Here is a 21,001-nt window from a genome sequence, read left to right as displayed (position 1 = left end):
TGAAATAGGGTAAAATATGACGGACTACCAGGCTAATCAATTATTTAAACAAGGGGTTTCTCAATATCATCAAGGTGATATTCCGGCGGCTTTGGAATTGTGGCGCGAAGCCCTGGCTATCTATCAAAAATTGGGCGATCGCAAACGGGAAGGCGCTACTTGGGGTAACTTGGGTATAGCCTATGGCGCTTTGTCTAATTATCAAGAAGCGATCACCTGTTATCAAACTCACCTCGGTATCTCCGAGGATATTGGGAATATACCAGGACAGCTTAACGCCCTTACTAACCTGGGAATGGCTTATCATGCTACTGATGAGTTACCAAAAGCGATCGCCTGCTATCAACAACAGTGGGAAATTGCTAATCAAATGGGCGATCGTACCCAGAAAATCAACGCACTACAGCGCCTCCGACTCACCTGGGAACATCTCCCCGACCCTCAACAGGTCAATAACTGTCGCCTCCAACAATGGGAAATTGCCCATCAGTGGCTCGGTGTAGTCGGTATGGCAGAATTTGCCCAAATTATCCAACAGGTGGGTTTAAGCCTCATAGAAGACCTTTATGGGCAGGATTTAACGGGGGTTGACCTAAGTAATGCTAACTTGCGCGGCGCTAACTTAGCCCAGGCTAACCTAAGTAATGCTAACTTGACCCTGGCTGACCTCAGCAATGCTAATCTACAGGGAGCTATCCTCACCAACGCTATCCTCTGTAACGCTAACCTCCGAGATGCTAATTTACAAGAGGCTAACCTCTCTCACGCTGATCTGCGGACTAAACTTCCCCGCGCTAACCTCAGTCATGCTAACCTGACGGAAGCTGATCTCACTAGCGCCTATCTCCCCCGCGCTAACCTCAGTCATGCTAATTTGCAGGGTGCTAATTTTACCTATGCTGACCTTAGTGGGGTAAACTTGACGGGAGCTAACCTCCAGAAAACAGATTTCAGCCGCGCGGAATTAGCTGATATCATGGTGGAAAATGTCGAATTTACTGAGGCGATCGGTATTTCTCGGCGACTGCAACCTGAATTGCAACGAAAAGGCGCAATTTTTGGAGACAGTTAAAAGTTGACAACTATCACTTAATCTCCTCTGAACTCTCTTGAATTATGACTGGTGTTGAAGGACTTTGGCCGCAAAATATTAGCCCCAATAAATTAGCTATCCTAGAGCGTAAATTTGCCCTGTGGTTGCGATCGCAAGAATTACAATCAGAACAGCCTGATATGCTTCCACAGCATCAGACTTTAGAAGAATTACAAGCCTTGACTAAAAAAGCTGTAGCCCAAGGCTGGAATTTTGCCCAATTACAGGGCATTATTCAGACCGTAGTTGATGCGAAAACTGAGAATTTTATCGAGTTAGCCACCTTAGCAGAATTGAAAATATCTGAAGATTTTGCCGGCGCTAGACTCCTGGGAACACACCTGAGTAACCTTGATCTCAGTGGCGCTAACTTGCAAAATACTTACCTGCGGGGAGTTGATTTAAGTGATGCAGATCTTAGTAATGCTGACCTGCGTTTTGCTAACCTCAGTGGTGCCGACCTCAGTGGGGCGCTGTTGAGTGATGCTAATTTGAGCGGCGCAGATCTACATAGGGCGAGTCTGGCTTTGGCTAGTCTCAGTGGCGCAGACCTGTGTGGCGCGAATTTGACAGAGGCTAATCTAAATAACTGTAATCTCAGTGATGCTAACCTCCATAATGCTATCCTCAAAAATGCTGATTTGCACCAAGCTGGGTTAGCTGTGACTAATTTGAAAGGGGCGGACTTTACGGGGGCTATTGTTAAACAAGCTAGATTATGGCATGATTCGGGACTGTCTGAGGAAGTTAAACAAGATTTAATTAAACGAGGGGCAATTTTTGAAGAGTGAAAAATTCGGGCAGTAGAAGGGGGAAAATTTAGATATTCCCCACAGTTGGTTATCAGGAATATCTAGCACCTAGAATTGGCTAAAAAAATCGGCGATCGCCTGGCTAATTTCCTCGCCATTAACATCTAAAATCATGACATGACCCGAATCGTCAAACCAACGGACATCTAAATTGTCTGGTAGTTGTTTTTCCATCCAATTAATTACCACCGGACTGACTAAATCATCCCTATGGGAATGAATAGCTAACACCGGACAAGTAATTGAAGATAAATCTGATCGGGCTATCCTCGCTAGTTGTTGCAGCGCCCGCCCCGCCGGACAATTATCAAATAAATAAACGGGGTTATCAAAAGGCTTGGGCTGAGTGGGGATAGAAATATTCGCCCAACCAAATAAAGCCAATAAAATCACAGCCCGAGGCGGTAATTTTAAGGCCGGTGCAGTGACAGCACAGGCATCTACTCGCCCTTCCGCTGCCATTTTTAAAGCGATCGCCCCTCCCATAGAATGCCCAAAAATACCGACAAATTCATAATGCGATCGGGCTAATTCTAACTCCCGACGCACAGCAGATAACATTCCTTCCGCTGTCATTTTCGGAAAAAATAACTTCTGGTCTGCTAACTCTTGAAAACCATGACCAGGTAACAAAGGCCCCACCCCATCAAGCCCCCGACTCAGACAGGCTTGCGCTACTGGTCTTACCTCAAAAGGAGTGGCCGTAAACCCATGTAAACACAAAACTACCCGATTTGATTTCGGTTCAGCCCGCAACCAAAACGGTACACCCCTTGACCAGATTTTGTCTGTCCACTGGACTGCTAAAGACTCAAAACCCGAAAAATATGGCAGATGTTCACTCATAGCTAATATATCTAATCTACAATTGAGCGATCGCCACCCGTATTGGTGACAATTTAAACAATTTAAGCGATCGGATCAACCACAAGTCCCCAATTTGTGGCAATCTATCTTTTATAGACACCCATGCAATTTTGAGAACCCACTCTTAAAACTAAGCAATTATCAAATTCAGATCATGCAAACCTTACCCATAACCACTCCGACCCCAGCTAGTCAACCCCCCGTTGACACAGTAATTCACCGTCGCCAAACCCGTCCCGTCCGGGTCGGAAACATCACCATTGGTGGAGGATACCCCGTCGTAGTTCAGTCCATGATTAACGAAGATACCATGGACATAGAAGGTTCCGTCGCCTCCATTCGTCGGCTGCATGAAATGGGTTGTGAAATCGTCCGCGTCACAGTTCCCAGCGTCGGACACGCCAAAGCTGTAGGCGAAATTAAACAAAAACTCGCCGCCACCTATCAACCTGTCCCCTTGGTGGCAGATGTTCACCACAACGGCATGAAAATTGCCCTGGAAGTCGCCAAGCACGTCGATAAAGTGCGGATTAACCCCGGATTATACGTCTTCGAGAAACCTAAAAGCGATCGCAGCGAATACACAGACACTGAATTTCAAGAAATCGGCGAGAAAATCCGCGAAACCCTCAAACCCCTAGTTATCTCCCTCCGTGACCAGGGTAAAGCCATGCGTATCGGCGTTAATCATGGTTCCCTAGCCGAAAGAATGCTATTTACCTACGGCGACACCCCCGAAGGCATGGTAGAATCAGCCCTAGAATTTATCCGCATCTGTGAATCCCTGGACTTTCAGAACTTAGTTATATCCCTAAAAGCCTCCCGCGTCCCCGTCATGTTAGCAGCCTATCGCCTCATGGCTAAACGCATGGATGACCTAGGGATGGACTATCCCCTACATTTGGGAGTCACCGAAGCCGGAGATGGAGAATATGGCCGCATTAAATCCACCGCTGGTATTGCTACTCTCTTAGCAGATGGTATTGGTGACACCATTCGGGTTTCCCTCACAGAAGCCCCAGAAAAGGAAATTCCCGTTTGCTATAGCATTCTGCAAGCCCTAGGACTGCGGAAAACCATGGTCGAATATGTCGCCTGTCCCTCCTGTGGTCGCACCCTCTTTAACCTCGAAGAAGTTCTCCACAAAGTCCGAGAAGCAACTAAACACCTGACTGGACTAGATATTGCCGTTATGGGTTGTATTGTTAACGGACCTGGAGAAATGGCCGATGCTGACTATGGTTATGTAGGAAAACAACCCGGCTATATTTCCCTATATCGAGGTCGGGAAGAAATTAAAAAAGTTCCTCAAGATCAAGGTGTCCAAGAATTAATTAATCTCATCAAAGGAGATGGACGCTGGGTAGATCCCTAAAAATCAAGCTGACCCCACCTCTGAAGGGGTGGGGGAGTCCCGGTGACAATTTGGCTTTTGGTCAACCTCCGCGATCGCCAGATCTGATGTGCTAATATGCTGTTAATAGCTCTTAGTATTCTCTTCCGGTTCAGCAGATAAATGATTATATCAAAAAGTGGGCTTGTTATAGGCGCAACAGCAGTTATGCTGACCGCTGTTGCTGTTGCGGGCGCTGGTATACACCTTTCTGGCCAAGCATCCTTTCGGGAAAGCCCGAAGGAACTAATTGATGAAGTATGGCAAATTATTGATAGAAGTTACGTTGACGGTACTTTTAACCAAGTAGATTGGAGGGAGCTTCGTAATGAGTTTCTAAGCCGAGAATATACTAACGACCAACAGGCTTTTGAAGCTATCCGCGAAATGTTGGGTAAACTCGATGACCCTTATACCCGCTTCATGAACCCCGAAGAGTTCAGAAATATGCAAATTGATACTTCGGGAGAACTGACCGGGGTTGGTATTCAACTTACCCAAGATGAAGAAACCGATAAACTCATCGTTATTTCACCTATTGAGGACTCTCCCGCTTTTGATGCTGGGGTTCAGGCTCAAGATATTATTACCAAAATTGATGGCCGCAGCACTCAGGGAATGGAGCTCAATGAAGCCGTCAGTTTGATTCGTGGACAAATTGGGACTCAGGTCAAGTTGACCATTTTGCGCGGTCAAAGGGAAATTGAGTTTAATATTACCCGCGCTCAGATTGAAATTCACCCGGTTCGCTATTCTAAAAAACCTTCCCCTGTCGGTGATATAGGCTATATTCGCCTTAACAATTTTAGTGCTAATGCTGCTGAGGAAATGCGACAGGCGATTACTAACCTAGAACAACAGAATGTTTCAGGTTATATTCTCGATTTACGATCTAATCCTGGCGGTCTGCTTTATGCTAGTATTGAAATCGCCCGTATGTGGCTAACAGAAGGCGATATTGTCTCTACGGTTAATCGTCAGGGAGAAATGGATCGACAACGCGCTAATAATCGCGCCCTCACTGATAAGCCTATGGTGATTCTTGTTGATGGCGGTTCCGCTAGTGCTAGTGAAATTCTATCCGGCGCTCTACAAGATAACAACCGCGCCGTTTTGGTCGGAACTAACACTTTTGGTAAGGGTCTAGTTCAGTCCGTTCGTGGCGTGGGTCGCGGCTCTGGTTTGGCTGTCACGATCGCTAAATATTTTACCCCCAATGGCCGTGACATTAACCATGAGGGAATTAAGCCTGATGTGCTGGTTGAACTCACTGAACAACAGCGAGATCTGCTCCGGGAAAACCGCGACAAAATTGGCACTCTTGATGATCCTCAATATAGCCAAGCCTTGGCAGTGTTGACTCAGAAAATCGCTTCTCAACAAAACAATCAAGCCGTTTCTCAGTAGTCCCTTTGCCGGTGCGTCATTAACCTTTGATGACGCACCTGATCAAAATCTGGACTCGCTCCCATTAGGGATTAAACAAAAATCCCCCCGGAGTGTCGTTAGACAATTGGTTGATCACAGAAGGTTGAGTCAAAATTGAGGTGTTGTATGGGTTCGCTAGATCGGGAGTGCGGACAGTGGGACTGCTTAGGGTCTGCTGGAGCATTCTCTCTCTATACAGTTGATTCACTCGTCTGGCATCATCAGCAATCAAACTTTCAGGAAAACCATTAATAGCACCCGGCCAGGGATAGCTTAACCCTAAGAATACCGAAAGTTGACCCATCAGCGATTGATTTTTAAAAGCATCCCCAGAACTGCGGGTCGCCGCCTGGTTAAACTCTTCCGCAAAAGGCTGGAAACGGGTTCTTGATTGGGCTTGGACTCCCTCAACCCAAACTGTAGAGGCGATCGCTACCCCTAACACTCCACTGATACTCTGTAATAAAATTCTGTTCATGGCATTAACAACCTTGGTGAATCTGTTTTATCAGATGGTCTCTCCCAGTGTAGGATCAGATGGAGTGATTACACATTTGTTTCCTACCTTTTCCCGCCCTTATGACTAACCCTTCAGAAATTCCTGCTCTTTCAGATCTCAATACCTCTACAGCACCTTTAGACACCCTGCGCTCCTGGCTACTTGACCTTTTGTGTCAACTCGCTTATCAAGAAGGGGATTTTGTTCTCTCCTCTGGTCAGCAGAGTTCCTACTATATTAATTGTAAACAGGTTACATTACATCCGGCCGGGTCAGTGGCGATCGCTCGCCTAATTTTACCATTACTTCCCCTGGAAACAGAAGCAGTCGCCGGACTTACCCTCGGTGCTGACCCTATGGTTTCCTCCCTTAGTGTCGTTTCTGTCTACGAAAATCGACCTATACCCGCCCTCATTATCCGAAAAGAAGCTAAGGGACACGGAACTAAAGCCTATATCGAAGGACCTGAACTACCCCCCGGCGCTAAGGTCGTAGTCCTCGAAGATGTGGTCACTACTGGACAATCTGCCCTCAAAGCTGTACAACGCCTTACTGATGCTGGATACAGCGTTGATAAGGTTATCGCTTTAGTCGATCGCCATCAAGGTGGGGCTGAACTTTATCAAAATGCTGGCCTTAATTTTGAGTCTCTCTACGGTATTAATGAACTACAAACTCGTTATCAGACTCTAAACTTGGGTCATTAATTTCTCCCCTCTGTGATCTAAGTTGATTTTTTAATCAATTTTTTTCAAAACGCGCCGCCCCCGCCCCAGGGTTGACAAGAGGGGGTGACTAATGGTAAGCTACAGATATGTATTTAAATAATTGGAATATATCAAGTAATAAAAAAAATGTCACTATTACCATTATATAAAATAATAGCACAAATCAGTCGGGAAAGCTACCCCCCCAGAGCCAACAAATTTTTTGTAATATTTATTAATTTTTTTTTACAAAACTTTACATAATGTTGGTGTTGATGAGCGTGCATTGAGAAATTTGTTAAAAATTATCATAATCAACACATTTTTTGATAAAATTTAACATATACCCAACACCCCACCTAGGAAAAAACTATGTCAGGATTTATTAGAGGCTTATTTGGTCGCAAATCAGAACCCACAGAAACTCAAGGAAGTTCTTTCTATCTTGATCCCAATAGCGCCAAGAGTTTAGGCGAGATTGGTCAGCCTTTAGAAGTTAAAAAGTCTTTCCCTAAAATGTCGGGAGGAAAACCTTTTCAGGCTCCTAAAGCTACCGCTAAACCAGCGATGGAAATGACCCAGCCTAAAGCGAGTGAATCTCCAGCACCAGAGGTGAAAAGCGATCGTCGTCGTGCTGACTCCAGTTTGGATATGTTCCGTAACATGGCTCGTGATCTTAAAAAATAATCATTATTCTGCCACCAGGCTTTAGGTAAATGTAGGGGCTGGCTGAAACTGTCAAGTTATGTTGAACCTAGCCCCTACTAGGCTATCTTCTGCTGAACTGCTCTGTAATGGTCGAAAAATTTAACTTTTTTTTTCACAAACAAAAGCCGATTTTTGTACTATGGTCTAGTCGTGAATTTTAAATAATTTGATAATCTGTAACTTGAGATACTAAATAAAAAACTCTGATTGTCAAATAACCATTAAGGTTGTTTGAGTCAGGACACCCACCGAATAGGTAGCTAGTTCCTGGCTCTGTCGTCAGTAGTTAAACAAGTATACAGGGTGAAGCTAGTGTTTCTGAGGTAACCAGATAAAATAACATTTTCTGAAAGCTAACATTGCCCCATAAGTGGGAGTGGGTTGGGCAAGTTTCCCATCAAAAAAACCTGCACACTAAACTAATTTAGGAGAAACCAGGATGCCAGAAAAATTCTGCCCCTCTTTTCCTGTCATTGGCGATTTCCTGAGTACAGGTATAGGGAGAGTCGCCAGGAGGGTGGAAAGATGAAATCAGTAAATCTATCCCTGCTTATATTAATGAAACAATTTGAGAGTTATTTTGACCTGCAAGAAATTAACACCACCCGGAAGGTGAATGCGGCGGTGGTGAATATCAGTGGTCGTCAGCGGATGCTTTCCCAGAGAACAGCTTTTTTTAGCCTCAAGTTAGTTACCACTTCCGACCCAGCGGAAAGACAGGTGATTCGGGAAACTTTAATTAAAGATATTGCTCTGATGGAGCGATCGCATAAAGGCTTACTCTACGGTGATAGTGAGATGAATTTATTAACATCTCCTTCGGCTATAGTGCGATCGATGTATTTCCGAGAGCCGCTAAATTTAGATAAACGCATCCGCGAGTATATTTTAGCAGTCAGAACTTTAGCCACAACTGCGGACTCTGACTTAACATCCAACGATCCTAACCTCAACTATATTATCACTGTTGCCCCCAATGAATTGCTACCTATTCTTGATGCTGTAGTAGCGCAATATCAACGGGAAAGTGAAATCGAACAACTAGATCTTGAACAGACCCAAATTCAACTTTATCAACAAGCCTGTTCCGCCGCCGCGATCGCTCAAGCTCAAGCACAGCAACTAGAGCAAACTTTAGAGGAACTTAAACACACCCATTCACAGCTTTTTCAATCGGAAAAAATGGCATCATTGGGGCAAATGATGGCTAGTTTAGCCCACGAAATCAATAACCCCGTTAACTCGATATTTCATAATTTAGCCCATGTGGAAAACTATAGCAAAGACCTACTGCAACTAACCCAGCTTTATCAAGATATTTATTCGCCGACCGATCCGCGCATTCAAGAATACATAGATTCCATAGATTTAGAGTTTTTAGAGACGGATTTTTTGACAGTTATATCTAGCCTGAAATTGGGTTCAGATAGACTCTTTCAAATTGTGCGATCGCTGCGTAACTTCTCCCGCAAAGACAGCGACCAAATGCTAAAAGTCAATCTGGAAGAAGGTTTAGAGGGAACCTTACTCATCTTGAAAAACCGCTTACAAGCCACACCATCACGTCCGCCGATTCAAGTGATTCGAGACTATGGGAAACTACCGTCAATCCTCTGCTACCCAGGTCAACTGAATCAGGTGTTTATGAATTTGATCAGCAATGCCATTGATGCCTTAGATGAAGTAGGGGACTGGACACACAACAACCAACAGTCTCAGCCGTTAATTACAATTAAAACCCTGGCTAATTCAGAACAGATCACGATCATGGTTGCCGATAATGCTAAGGGTATCAACCTAACCACGAAAAACCAAATTTTTGAGCAATTTTTTACCACCAAAGAAATCGGTAAAGGTACGGGTTTAGGGTTATATATAAGTCGTGAAATTATCGTCTCCCGCCACTGTGGGGAAATTTGGTGCGAGTCAGAAATTGGCAAAGGAACCGAGTTTTGGATCAAACTTCCCTTAAACCCACAATGTCCTGATTTTTTGTCTAATTCCCCCATCTCAACAGTCAAATAGTTAAAAATTAATTAGTTATGTTAAGTTTTGTAAATAAATCACTCCCCACCCGCGATTGGGTTTCGGGAGGGTTGCTTTTGTTGCTGACCTATGGTAGTATTTAAACAATGGGATTGTTTTAATTTTTTGTATTAATGCAAAAAGAAGAATCATAAAATAGACATTATGTGGATAACATAGCATCATCCCGCGCTACTTGTCAACCCCTGTTTTGAGCAAGAGGCCTGATGGGAATAACCTGTGCTTCACTGCTTTCGCGGGCTACCCGAATCAATAAAGCAGATATTGCTAAACTAGCAATCATGGAACTTCCACCATAACTAAATAAGGGTAAAGGCAAACCAGTAGTTGGTAGTACCCCAGTAGCTACCCCAATATTCAGCAAAGACTGTCCCACCATGACGACCATGGCTCCGATCGCTACCAGTTGATGTTCAATATTATCGGCTAATTGAGCGACTCTGAGGGCAAGAGTCCCATAAGCGACTAGCAGCAACAAAAGCAGCACCCCACCAACAAAGCCAAACTCTTCGGCATAAACGGCAAAAATAAAATCGCTATACTGAATCGGCAGATAAAATAACTTTTGTTGAGATAATCCCAAACCAGCGCCCCAAAGACCGCCAGAACCGACAGCTAGTAGACTCTGAATTAATTGGTAGCCATCATTAACGGGATCAGCCCAGGGATTCATAAACGAGAGAACCCGCTTCCTTTGGTATTCTCGTAGGCTAATACTAATAGTAGCCAACATTAACCCGCCAACAGCAGTGCCGCCCAAATACAACAAAGGCTGTCCGGCGGCGAGGGCGATTAACCATAATGTCATACCACACAGAGCAGTCGTGCTGAGGTTGGGTTGGGCTAAAATCAGCAACAAAACTAGCAGAAAAATGCCTAACCAGGTTAGTCGCGATCGCCAACTTAACCTATCCCAGCGGGGAAAAAACCGCGCAGCTTGCAGTATCAGAAAGGGCTTCATTAATTCCGAAGGCTGAACCAGAATTGGGCCTAGTGCCAGCCATCGAGTCGCCCCGTTAATAGTAGTTCCCAAACCTGGGACTATGGTAAGAAACAATAACGCCATCACCGTGAATAACCCCCACTGGGCAGTCCGTAACGCCACCCGCACAGGGGTATTAACAATCACGTTAAATCCCACCATCCCCACCAACATCCATGTTACCTGGCGTTTGAAGTAGTACAAACCATCCCCATGTTCAGCTAATGCACTGGGGTAGGAAGCCGAAAACATCGCTACCAGACCGATAAATAGCCACACAAAGGTTAACCAGCGCAGCAGGCGAGCTTCTGTTGCCCAATTTTGGGCACTAGGATCGAAAAAGGGAATGAGATGGCGTAAGCGCATTCAGGATAAATTTAGATCAGCAGGGGATTTTGGCTATTGTAGCTTAGATCAAATCCAGTCGATCAGCAATTTAGCTTAATAGGCCGTTGATTTTTCTGGGTTCACCAATTGCAGAAAACTAGCCCGACACCAATCAATATCTGGCCCCACCTGAAAAGTTACATAATCGACACCGTATGCACTCCAGTAGTGCATTACCTTACCGACCCTCTCCGTGCTGCTATTGATGCGTTGCACCAGAGAACCGGGGGGGAACTTTTGGGCTACTGGGTGATCTTGCCAATTTTTAAGATATTTAATCCGCTCCTGTTCAGCTTCCGAGAGTAACTTCCAGGCTTCACGCTTCCAATGGGAATAGTCTTGGGTGAGTGCCTCAACTTCACGCCAGCTTGTCGCCGAGCGCAGGTATTCTGCCAATTCAGCAGGCGTCTGGACTTCAAACTTTAATAGAGGTTGGGCACTCATGATGTTTAGAAGCTAACCCTAGGTTTAGCGAGTTTAGAGCAGATGGGGATTTTAAGCCCCCACATTTAGTATACTCACATTACCGGATTCTGAAAAGCGATCGCCAGATAAAAACTCAAAAACCCCTATCTCAGGAGATTAATCGTCCCAAAAATCTGCCGGAAGCAAGGGAGGTGGTGGCGCAGGGGGAGCGGCACAATTAACAGATTGATCAATAATGCACACGAGCGGACCGAGAGTTGTTCCCTGTAACAAAGCACCAGACAAGTTTGTATTAGACAGTTGGGCACGATTGATATTAGTATCATTCAAAGCCGCACCCACCAGACTGGCACCAGTGAGATCGGCATCAGAAAAATTAGCACTCCGCAGATCTGCTCCCAGCAAATTAGCCCCGGTCAGATTAGCACGTTCCAGATTAGCCCTAAATAAAAAAGCCCTTTGGAGATTGCTATTCATCAAATCGGACTCTTCCAGATAAGCCTGACCGAGGTTAGCCTGAAATAGATTAGCATCCCTAAGATCAGCCCGCCGCAAGTCTACACGACCCAGCATAGCCTGACCGAGATCGGCTTCACGCAAATCAGCCCTTTGTAGGTTCGCATGGTGGAGATTAGCCTTAAACAAATTACTAGCAGCTAAACTCGCACCCCCCAAGTCGGCATTATACAGATTAGCCTCTTGCAGATTAGCACTGCGTAAATCTGCTTGTCGGAGGATAGCGCCGCCCAGATCGGCTTGAAAAAGATTAGCCCCAGACAGTTGAGCCCTTGACAAGTCCGCTTCCCGCAGATCACAGCCAGGACACTGATTAGTAGTTATAAGCCTCTGTAAGTCATCAGAGTCAGCGGCGATCGCACCAGTGATAAATCCCAATGGCGCGATCATCATGATTACAGCCTGAATCTTGAGTCTCATTAAATTCTCCTGATCCGAAACGGTATAACATTACTGATACATTTACGCGACATTTATCCGGCTATTGCCTGACAATGCTACGATAGCACTATTACCCGTTAAGGTAACAGAGGCGGTATCCCGCAAAGCTTTTAGAAAGATTCCAAAAGCACCGTTCCAGTCCCGTGGTAGAGTGAACCCACACTCAGGACATCGGAACACTTTTGAGCCACCTAGCTGGGAATGGACATGACCACAGTGAGTACAGGTTTTGCTGGTGTATTCTTCCGTCACATCTACAACTGTGGTTCCAGTTATTTCCCCTTGATGTCTCAGGGTTAGTTTGAATCGATAATGCGCCCATGTCAGCATGGCTCGGGCAGTCTTGGATTTGATTTTCCGCTTGGCTTTGGCAACCATGTTGGAAGTCTCGAAGGTCGGCAGAAAAATTATGCTGTAGTTGTGAGTCAAGTAGTGAGCAATTTGTTTGTGGGCTTCATCAACTAGATTGCGGATTTTGGTTCTCATTCGTTGAGCCGCTTGCCTCATCCGTCGCCTTCTTGAACGACAGGGTTCCTTGGCGATTCGGCTCATCAAATCATCCAAATGTTGACATAGCCTAGTAATGCGTCCAATATCCCCGGAGCCCAATTCCAGAAACCGAGAGCCATCAAACCCGGTCATAAAAGTTCGGACGCCCGGGTCTAATGCAATTACGCCATTCGCTTCAGTTGGGGTAACGGCAACTGGTTCAGGGAAAATCGCCAACCATCGACCTTTGGTAAACACCAACTGAGTCCCTTGCCCGCAAGTTTTAGGGATAGCTTCGGAAACCATGAAAGTTAATCCTTTCGTTAGTCTTGGATACCAACTCCCTGAAGAGAAATTAGCATTGTTAAACTTGATGGCTTGAGAACTATCCCGACAGCTCGGTGGCCTTGCGCCAGGACTGGCGGTCAAAGCCTGATAGGCATCAAAGATGGCATTTTGCCGAATGTGGCAGGGTGTTTCTTTGACCCATTCGGGTAAGTCGCTCTGCATCACTTCGTTGCGTAATTTCAGTTTGCTTAGTCGTTTACCACTCCGGGATAATGCAATTGCTTGGTTGTAGCAATACCGACAAGCAGCCAGCCATTTGCGCCAGACTTGATTTAGCTCTAGGCTGGGGTAAATCCGGATCTTCTTTGACCTGAGTTTTATATTGACTCCGTCCGTATAATCGGGAACTGAAGCAGTGGAGGATGGCGAGAATGTCCTCAACCATTTCTGGTTCTCGACTGAGACTTGTCTCGTTGAGAACCATGAGTGAGCACCTGTTTTGCTCACAGAGCCATCGAAACAAGTCCCATCCAAATCTGGCCAATCGGTCTGGGTGGGCAACGACAACCATGCGGACATCTCCTGACAAGACTTGTCCCAGTCAGGCCAGCATTTTCTTTCCCTTGAAGTTGAGCCCGCCTCCGATTTCGGAGACGACTTCTGCTTCGGGGTAGAGGTTGGACAGTGCGGCCACCTGTCGGTTGAGGTCGGACTGCTGGGCGCGGCTACTAACTCTGGCATAGATAACGACTTTGCGTTTGTCACTGCGTGATGGCATCAGAATATGACTCAACGTTGTATCGTCGTTGCCCAGCGGGGGTTCTGATGGTCTCGATTGAGCCATTTTCGTCCCATCTGCGGAGTGTTCTTTCATGGACTCCAAGGATTTAGACCGCTTCCTTGGGTTTGACATATCTGGCAATAGGTTTATCCTCAAAGTAGGGGTCGAGAGAGATGTCGCCATCTCCCCCTCCCATACAGAACCGTACTTGAGACTTTCACCTCATACGGCTCCTAATTTGACCGTCTCCTTGTTAAGAGTACAGCATCATCTCTTCATCAAGAGCTGTTTTATTGTCGTGACAATGGCGATGTAATAATTGAATATTCTTGTATTCATCCTTTCCGCCATGGCTTCTAGGTACAATGTGGTCTACTTCAATTATATCTGATGGGGTAAAGAATTGTCCACACCAGGTACATCTACCTTTTTGCTTTTTGAGTAGTTTTGCTACCCTAATTGGCGTGTCGATTGCTTGTCCTTTCCTGGTTGCCCAGTAAGTCCAATTTCCGTCATAAGGTGTTGCGTCAGGGCGTATTAGGGTATGTCTGACAATTGGAGTCCAGTTGTGTTTAAACAGATGTAACCCATCTTTGGTTTGAAACAGCCAATTTTCGTGTCTTTCTTTCCCATTGCTAAGTTTAATTGTTCCATGTCTGAAATAATTACTTAGTTTTTCGTAACTTGCCTTTCCGCATCTTGATACTGTCCATGCCCTTAACATTTGCCAGACTGTTTTGTCTAGCTTATTGAAGGTCTCTGTTGAGACTACCGCTGAATAATAATTTGACCATCCCCGAATAATCAGGTTTAGTTTACTAATCAGGGCTGACTGAGGTGTTGCTTTATGTTGCTTGATTACACCTTTTATCGCTTCTGTGTGGGCTTTGACTGCTTTTTGGCTGGGTTTTATATGGGTTTTGTGACCGATTAATCGGCTTACTTTCCCACCTGTTTTCCCAGATTTATATTTTCCTGCTGGGTATTGCCTGATATTGAATCCTAGAAAATCAAACCCAGGTTCCTCAGTCTTACCGTCATACTCAATAGTTTTGAGTGTATGACAGATTCGAGTCTTTTCAGGTTTTATTTCTAATCCTACAGGTTTTAGCCATTCAGAAATAGCAGTCTTGCACTGTTCAATGATTCCTAGGTCTTTGGATATGACCACAAAATCATCGGCATATCTTATAACGTTCGCATAAGGGCGATTGTCTGTTTTCTTGGGATACAGTTTTTCAATTAACCTAATCATACCCAACAGTGCGATGTTGGCGAGTATTGGACTTATTACCCCTCCTTGGGGTGTCCCTGCTTCTGTATCCTCAAATACACCGTTATCTAGCACGCCAGCTTTGAGCCATTGTTTCAGGTCTCTCTTCAAGCTGCTTGGACAATGAATTTTGGACAATAGGTAATCATGGTTCACGGTAAGAGCATTTTGCTATATCAGCATCAAGAACATAGTATTGTCCTTGATTTATGGCAATATATATTCTACTTATTGCATCTTGTGCTGACCGTCCGGGTCGGAACCCATAGCTCGTGCCCTCAAATCTCGATTCCCATTCAGGTTCGAGAGCCGACTTAACCAAGGCTTGCCTTGCTCTGTCTTGGATTGTGGGTATGCCTATTCCAGCTTTTTTCATCCCTACCAGGTTTTGGAATCCACACCCTTCGCAGTGGTTTTGGTTTGAGATTTCCCTTAATGTTTTTGACAAGTTCTAACCTTTGTCTTGGAGAGATTGCTCTTACTCCATCGATTCCGGCTGTTTTCTTGCCTTGATTATCTTGGGTTACTCGTCGCACTGCTAGGAGCCGGGCATAATATGATTTCACCAATAGACGTTGCCACCTTCTTACCTTTGCATCCTGTCCCGATTTAGCTGCTTGAAATATACTCTTTTGGAGCTTGAAAACTTTCCGTTGAACCTTAGTCCATGGGATTGCCTTCCATGCGTTGTTCGTAGTCTTGATTGGTTTTGGTTTCCCAAACCCTTTCTTTAAACTCGCTATCGCCATTTGTACACCTACTAGGCTCTATTTCTTTACAATCAAACCGTGACCTGTTAGCATATCCCTTCCATTACAGTAGGGCGTTGGCTTTTGGTCACATCTCACATCCTCTAGGACTTGCGGTTACACTTATCCCTACTGATATCTCGACCAGATAATCAGAGTCCAGGAGGACTTAAAACGTTCCGTTTATATGGGCATTCCATCTTTAGATTTGTCCTTTCCACCGGGGTACTTTTAAAGGTCTGTGTAGGTAGTGAATAGAAGCCCCTACTTTTCCCCTTACTCTTTTGAGCGCAGCGTATCAACCTGTTTCGCTACTTAACAATGACGATGGTTCAAGCCGGACATTCGGTTTCCCTAATCATGGATGGTTGGCAGTGGTCTCGGTTCTGGTGTTGGGTTACACCTCGGAGCCTTCCGTTCCCCGCTTCAATCCTGGGGTTGTGATTCCCAAAACTGGGGGTGGCTATCGCCGTTACCCTAATTTCCTGATTTTACTTATCCATTTCTGGGCTTCCTATAAGGAATTTGTATGAGTCAGTTCGTTTTGACCTTGGGTTCCCTGCCTTGTTTTGTATATTTCTATACAAACGTTGGGACATATAAACAGTTATGGGATGGTCAGAGTACGAGTCCCTTATATTTCATCAAGGGGTGAAAATCCCACTAGGAGGTTATTTCAGGCATTGCAGCCTTATTTGATTCCTAAACGTCTCGCACCTATTCTCGCTTCTTATACCATATTGCCCTAAAATATTAACCTAATTTGAGATTAAATCATGCTCTCTAGGATTTGATCAAACCTTGGGAGGCGATCGCCTTAACACATACTTGCCCATTGCTCAGATGATATATTAAAATGATAATCGTTCTCACACTGGGGTTAGTATGCTCAGTCAAATCAACCGTCCCACGTCTGAGGAAAACCATTACCAAAGCGATCGAGAAAAGCTGCGGCGAATTCGCCACACCTGCGCTCACATCCTAGCAATGGCGGTGCAAAAACTATTTCCCGAAACCAAAGTCGCCATTGGTCCCACCACCGACACCGGGTTTTACTATGACTTTGACCGGAAAGAACCGTTCACCCCGGAAGACTTGGGGGAAATAACGAAGGAGATGAAACGCATCATCAAAGGTAACTTGCCAGTAATTAGGGAAGAAGTAAACCGAGAACAAATGCGGGGAGAAATTCAGCAATTAAACGAACCATTAAAGTTAGAAATTCTCGATAGTATTCCCGAAACAGAAACCATGACTCGGTATTTTATCGGCAGCCCAGATATGGGGCGGGCGGTTCATCCCGAAGTCGAACCCTCTCTGATGGAACCCGTGGTTATTCCCCCCCAGGAATTTTGGTGGGATTTATGTGCAGGACCTCACCTGAACTCTACGGGCGAAATTAATCCAGATGCTTTGGCGTTAGAAAGTGTAGCCGGGGCTTATTGGCGCGGAGATGAAACCTTACCGCAACTGCAACGAATTTATGGCACGGCTTGGGAAACTCCAGAACAACTAGAATATTATTGGCAGCAGAAAGAAGAAGCCAAAAAACGCGACCACCGCAAGTTAGGACAGGAGTTAGATTTATTTAGCATCCAAGAAGATGCCGGAGGCGGTTTAGTATTTTGGCATCCTAAAGGCTCAAGAATGCGCCTCTTAATTGAGGATTATTGGCGGCAAGCCCATCTGCAAGGGGGTTACGAGTTATTATACACGCCACACATTGCTAATTTAGCACTGTGGAAAACTTCCGGTCACTATGATTTTTACCGAGAAAATATGTTTGACCAGATAGAGATTGAGAACCAATCCTATCAATTAAAACCGATGAATTGCCCGTTTCATGTGTTGACTTATCAAAGTCATTTGCACTCTTATCGAGAGTTGCCAATTCGCTGGGCAGAGTTAGGCACGGTGTATAGGTATGAACGCTCTGGGGTATTACATGGATTGATGCGAGTGCGGGGGTTTACTCAAGATGATGCCCATATTTTTTGTTTGCCCGAACAGGTGGCAGATGAAATTTTAGGGGTGTTAAATTTGACGGAAAAAATTTTATCGGATTTTGGCTTTAGTAAATATGAAGTGAATCTTTCGACTCGTCCGAGTAAATCTGTGGGGAATGATGGGGTGTGGCAATTAGCGACGGATGCTTTAATTTCTGCTCTGAATATTAAAGGCTGGGATTATGTGGTCGATGAAGGCGGCGGGGCTTTTTATGGACCCAAAATAGATATTAAAATTCAAGATGCGATCGCTCGATTGTGGCAATGTTCGACGATTCAAGTGGATTTTAATTTGCCGGAACGATTTAATATGGAATATGTGGCGGCGGATGGTTCTCGGCAACGTCCGATTATGATTCACCGGGCAATTTTTGGGTCTTTGGAGCGATTTTTTGGGATTTTAATTGAGAATTATGCGGGAGATTTTCCCCTGTGGTTGGCTCCGGTAATGGTGCGAGTGTTAGTCGTGAGCGATCGCTTTCGAGATTATGCCAAATCCATTGTCCAAAGTTTAAAACAGCAGAATATTCGCGCGGAAGTCGATAATACTGGGGAGCGTTTAGGGAAACAAATTCGCGCCTGTGAACTGGAGAAAATCCCGGTTACAGTGGTGATTGGTCAGCGGGAGTTAGATAATCAATCTTTGAGTGTGCGAACTCGCTCAAGGGGAGATATAGGAACGATGACTCTGCCCCAGTTGACTGAGGAAATATTGAAGGCGAACGCGGCCAAATCCTCAAGTTATTAACTAGACGAATAGTTGGATAATTGGAGAGATTTCCTCAACAGGGAATTGGAAATGAAAACCCAATTCCCTGTTGAGGTCAAAAACTAACTAGAAACCAATAATTTTATCGGCAGCTAAAATCAAACTAGGAATATCCTGATTCTCTTGTGCCAATTGAGCGCCATTCCGCAAATTCGCAGCGGTGATTCCGGCGGCTTCGGCACAAGCAGGACAAACCATGACCTTGCCTCCAGCGGCGACAAAATCATCATACATTTGAGCCAAGGTCATCGGACTACTACCCCAGCGCAAGTCTAAGGGTTGATTTCTAGAGGCAATTCTCACCCCCTCCAAAGTCAAAACCAGTGTCACCTGAGCGCCCCGTTTTTGGAGGTTTGTGCCTAATTTCAAAGCCATGAAAGCCGCATGAAGGTCATCGGTGCCATGAGTCAGGTGCATAATAATATTTTGCCCATCACCCCTGGTTTGGGATTGTCCGACTTGGGTCTGATGTTGAGCCGAGGCGGTGCGGGAAAGGTTGACCGACGGCTCTGCCAACACTCCTAAAAGGCTAAGTGCGGCGATCGCTAAACCCAGATGCGTTTTTCTCATAAAACCTTCCTAACAATGCCATGGGAGCAGTCCTAGAAGCCAGCCAGATGCTGGCACTAGGGGTTGATCAGGATTTTAGCAGAATTGGCGGCGGCTCCAATCAAGAGAACGGTGTTGACTTTTCCCCTTAATTAACATTTGAGGATAGAAACTTCAAATCTTGATTATTTTGGTAACGCTTCACTGGTTTGACCGGATACAGCCATCTCCTCAACGGGCGAGGCTGCGCGAACAGCCCGAAACATCCCAAACCGACACAACCCCGCCCCAAAGGCTAACCGCATTAACACGAATGTGGGGACTTCTCGCAAAGATTTAATAAATCCGGTCACCCCAAAGCGAATAATCCCCTGTGGACGGATTATCCCCTGCCAAATAGAATCTAGCCAAGAGGGGAGGGTTTCTGCAGTCCAGTCGGCGGTGCTGACTTCCCCAGAAACAAGTCCTGTCTCCTCTATGAGTTCGGCAAAGCCTTCAATACTAGAGAAAGCGGGATGAGACCATTGATCTAAGAGTTGCCGCATCACGGGTTTTTCCCAGAAGTTCAAAGGTTTTTGGCGATCGTCCCGTTGATTCCAGTCCGCCACCACTAAAATGCCCCCCGGTTTTAATACCCGCATCATCTCTCGCGCATATTGGGCTTTATCGGGCATATGGGGTCCGGCTTCAATAGACCAAACCACATCAAAACTGGCATCGGGGAAAGATAACGCTAAGGCATCATCCACCTGAAACTGAGCGCTAAGACCTTCTGGAGTGAGTTCCTGAGCGCGTTTGACTTGCTCTTGGCTGATGGTAATGCCTGTGACGGCAAAGCCATAATCTCGCGCTAGAATGCGACTACTGCCACCGATACCACAACCGACATCTAAAACTGTTGTGCCGGGAGGTAGGCGGTCTAATCCCCCCCAACGAGCCATTTCATGCACAAAGTCTTCTTTAGCTTTCAGGAAGTCTTTGGGTTGTGGCGGTGAGCCATAGTGACCGAGGTGGATATGTTCCCCCCAGTAGAATTCCAGGATGCCGTCATTGGTCCAATCATCATAGGAGCTGGCAACAGAATCGGCGGATTGATATTTCCGAGGGGAAAGGAGGTAAAGTGCTAATCCTAGGAGAAGTGCGAACAAAAGCAGACTAATGATGATTAAAAAAAGGTTGAACATGGTATAATTGTGTTATAATTTAGGATTGGGTGAACTAAAGAAACTGGGTTTCTGGGTTAAGGTTGGCGCACTCGATAAGTGCTATGACAATCTAAGCACGTTTGTCTGACTTGTGTAAATGACTCGATCGCATTAATGGGATTTTGTTGATTGTTAACCACAGTTTTCAGGGTTTCAAGTGAGGTTTGAAAGTTGGCAATCAGTCGAGAAAAATTATCGGGTTCTGACCAAATTAATGGCTTGGCTCCCCAGCCTTCTGCGTGGGTCATAGCGGTTCCGGGTGGGAAAACTTCGGGCATATATTCAGCTAGGGATAATAAGCTATTAATGTGGGTTAGAGTTTGATTGGCAAAAGGGGCATTTTTTTCCAAAATCGCTTCGAGAGAACGATAATGGGCTGACAATGCTTTCATGTATTGGCGACGATAGGCGATCGCTAAATCCCTGTCTACGGCTGACCCAGAAGTATTTGAGCTTAAATTGATGGCAGGATTGTTAGTTGTATCTGTGAAAGAATGGGGATAAACTTTCATCAAAAAACCTCCCAAAATAACCAGTAATACAGCAATTACGAGGGTACAAATAAAGCGAATTAATTGAGTCATGGG

Annotated in this window: 17 protein-coding genes and 2 pseudogenes; 8 read left to right on the top strand and 11 right to left on the bottom strand. The window is 45.3% G+C overall.

Annotated features, from left to right (window positions below):
• Positions 1-16 precede the first annotated feature (16 nt).
• Positions 17-1,072 (top strand): pentapeptide repeat-containing protein, encoded by a 1,056-nt coding sequence (locus tag N39L_RS03875; RefSeq protein WP_006619590.1) that lies wholly within the window; start codon positions 17-19, stop codon positions 1,070-1,072.
• Positions 1,073-1,116: 44 nt separating this feature from the next.
• Entirely contained in the window at positions 1,117-1,884 is a 768-nt protein-coding gene (locus N39L_RS03870) for a pentapeptide repeat-containing protein (protein WP_006619591.1), read from the top strand.
• A 69-nt stretch (positions 1,885-1,953) separates the two neighbouring features.
• On the opposite strand, the gene N39L_RS03865 is transcribed toward N39L_RS03870, so the two are convergent.
• Positions 1,954-2,751: an alpha/beta hydrolase gene (locus tag N39L_RS03865; RefSeq protein ID WP_006619592.1), complete on the bottom strand. Its 798-nt coding sequence runs from the start codon at positions 2,749-2,751 to the stop codon at positions 1,954-1,956.
• A 175-nt stretch (positions 2,752-2,926) separates the two neighbouring features.
• Here N39L_RS03865 and ispG point away from each other — a divergent pair, with 175 nt between their 5' ends.
• Positions 2,927-4,147, top strand: coding sequence for a (E)-4-hydroxy-3-methylbut-2-enyl-diphosphate synthase (ispG, locus tag N39L_RS03860; protein WP_006619593.1), 1,221 nt, complete (start codon positions 2,927-2,929; stop codon positions 4,145-4,147).
• Between the two features lie 141 nt (positions 4,148-4,288).
• A complete protein-coding gene (ctpC, locus tag N39L_RS03855; protein ID WP_014274355.1) occupies positions 4,289-5,572 on the top strand; it encodes a carboxyl-terminal processing protease CtpC in 1,284 nt (427 codons plus the stop codon).
• Between the two features lie 64 nt (positions 5,573-5,636).
• On the opposite strand, the gene N39L_RS03850 is transcribed toward ctpC, so the two are convergent.
• Positions 5,637-6,071, bottom strand: a complete 435-nt coding sequence (locus N39L_RS03850) for a hypothetical protein (RefSeq protein WP_006619595.1) — start codon at positions 6,069-6,071, stop codon at positions 5,637-5,639.
• A 101-nt stretch (positions 6,072-6,172) separates the two neighbouring features.
• Here N39L_RS03850 and pyrE point away from each other — a divergent pair, with 101 nt between their 5' ends.
• The 3 genes from pyrE to N39L_RS03835 all read left to right on the top strand — a co-directional run bounded on the left by pyrE (position 6,173) and on the right by N39L_RS03835 (position 9,532).
• Positions 6,173-6,799, top strand: a complete 627-nt coding sequence (gene pyrE, locus N39L_RS03845) for an orotate phosphoribosyltransferase (RefSeq protein WP_006619596.1) — start codon at positions 6,173-6,175, stop codon at positions 6,797-6,799.
• Between the two features lie 372 nt (positions 6,800-7,171).
• Complete coding sequence (locus tag N39L_RS03840) at positions 7,172-7,486, top strand: hypothetical protein (RefSeq protein WP_006619597.1); 315 nt, start codon at positions 7,172-7,174, stop codon at positions 7,484-7,486.
• 546 nt (positions 7,487-8,032) lie between these two features.
• On the top strand, positions 8,033-9,532 hold the full coding sequence (locus N39L_RS03835; protein WP_006619598.1) for a sensor histidine kinase: 1,500 nt from the start codon (positions 8,033-8,035) through the stop codon (positions 9,530-9,532).
• A 199-nt stretch (positions 9,533-9,731) separates the two neighbouring features.
• On the opposite strand, the gene N39L_RS03830 is transcribed toward N39L_RS03835, so the two are convergent.
• The 6 genes and pseudogenes from N39L_RS03830 to ltrA form a co-directional block, all read right to left on the bottom strand.
• On the bottom strand, positions 9,732-10,901 hold the full coding sequence (locus tag N39L_RS03830; RefSeq protein ID WP_006619599.1) for an FtsW/RodA/SpoVE family cell cycle protein: 1,170 nt from the start codon (positions 10,899-10,901) through the stop codon (positions 9,732-9,734).
• Positions 10,902-10,976: 75 nt separating this feature from the next.
• On the bottom strand, positions 10,977-11,366 hold the full coding sequence (locus N39L_RS03825) for a hypothetical protein (RefSeq protein ID WP_006619600.1): 390 nt from the start codon (positions 11,364-11,366) through the stop codon (positions 10,977-10,979).
• A 138-nt stretch (positions 11,367-11,504) separates the two neighbouring features.
• Entirely contained in the window at positions 11,505-12,257 is a 753-nt protein-coding gene (locus tag N39L_RS03820; RefSeq protein WP_231852086.1) for a pentapeptide repeat-containing protein, read from the bottom strand.
• Between the two features lie 69 nt (positions 12,258-12,326).
• Positions 12,327-13,523: an RNA-guided endonuclease InsQ/TnpB family protein gene (locus tag N39L_RS03815; RefSeq protein ID WP_081471133.1), complete on the bottom strand. Its 1,197-nt coding sequence runs from the start codon at positions 13,521-13,523 to the stop codon at positions 12,327-12,329.
• A pseudogene (locus N39L_RS03810) lies at positions 13,414-13,969 on the bottom strand (IS607 family transposase); the annotation flags it as partial. The pseudogene N39L_RS03810 and the gene N39L_RS03815, both read right to left, overlap by 110 nt.
• A gap of 147 nt (positions 13,970-14,116) precedes the next feature.
• Positions 14,117-15,885: pseudogene (gene ltrA, locus N39L_RS03805) on the bottom strand (group II intron reverse transcriptase/maturase).
• An 885-nt stretch (positions 15,886-16,770) separates the two neighbouring features.
• Here ltrA and thrS point away from each other — a divergent pair.
• Positions 16,771-18,639: a threonine--tRNA ligase gene (gene thrS / locus N39L_RS03790; protein ID WP_006619748.1), complete on the top strand. Its 1,869-nt coding sequence runs from the start codon at positions 16,771-16,773 to the stop codon at positions 18,637-18,639.
• A gap of 87 nt (positions 18,640-18,726) precedes the next feature.
• Here thrS and N39L_RS03785 read toward each other — a convergent pair whose 3' ends face one another.
• The 3 genes from N39L_RS03785 to N39L_RS03775 all read right to left on the bottom strand — a co-directional run bounded on the left by N39L_RS03785 (position 18,727) and on the right by N39L_RS03775 (position 20,998).
• Positions 18,727-19,230 (bottom strand): DsrE family protein, encoded by a 504-nt coding sequence (locus N39L_RS03785; RefSeq protein ID WP_006619747.1) that lies wholly within the window; start codon positions 19,228-19,230, stop codon positions 18,727-18,729.
• 164 nt (positions 19,231-19,394) lie between these two features.
• On the bottom strand, positions 19,395-20,393 hold the full coding sequence (locus N39L_RS03780; protein ID WP_014274350.1) for a methyltransferase domain-containing protein: 999 nt from the start codon (positions 20,391-20,393) through the stop codon (positions 19,395-19,397).
• A 56-nt stretch (positions 20,394-20,449) separates the two neighbouring features.
• On the bottom strand, positions 20,450-20,998 hold the full coding sequence (locus N39L_RS03775) for a c-type cytochrome (RefSeq protein WP_006619745.1): 549 nt from the start codon (positions 20,996-20,998) through the stop codon (positions 20,450-20,452).
• Positions 20,999-21,001 lie beyond the last annotated feature (3 nt).

It is taken from the genome of Limnospira platensis NIES-39 (genome assembly GCF_026000695.1).
GTDB lineage: Bacteria > Cyanobacteriota > Cyanobacteriia > Cyanobacteriales > Microcoleaceae > Limnospira > Limnospira platensis.
This window is presented reverse-complemented; position numbering and strand designations above follow the sequence as displayed.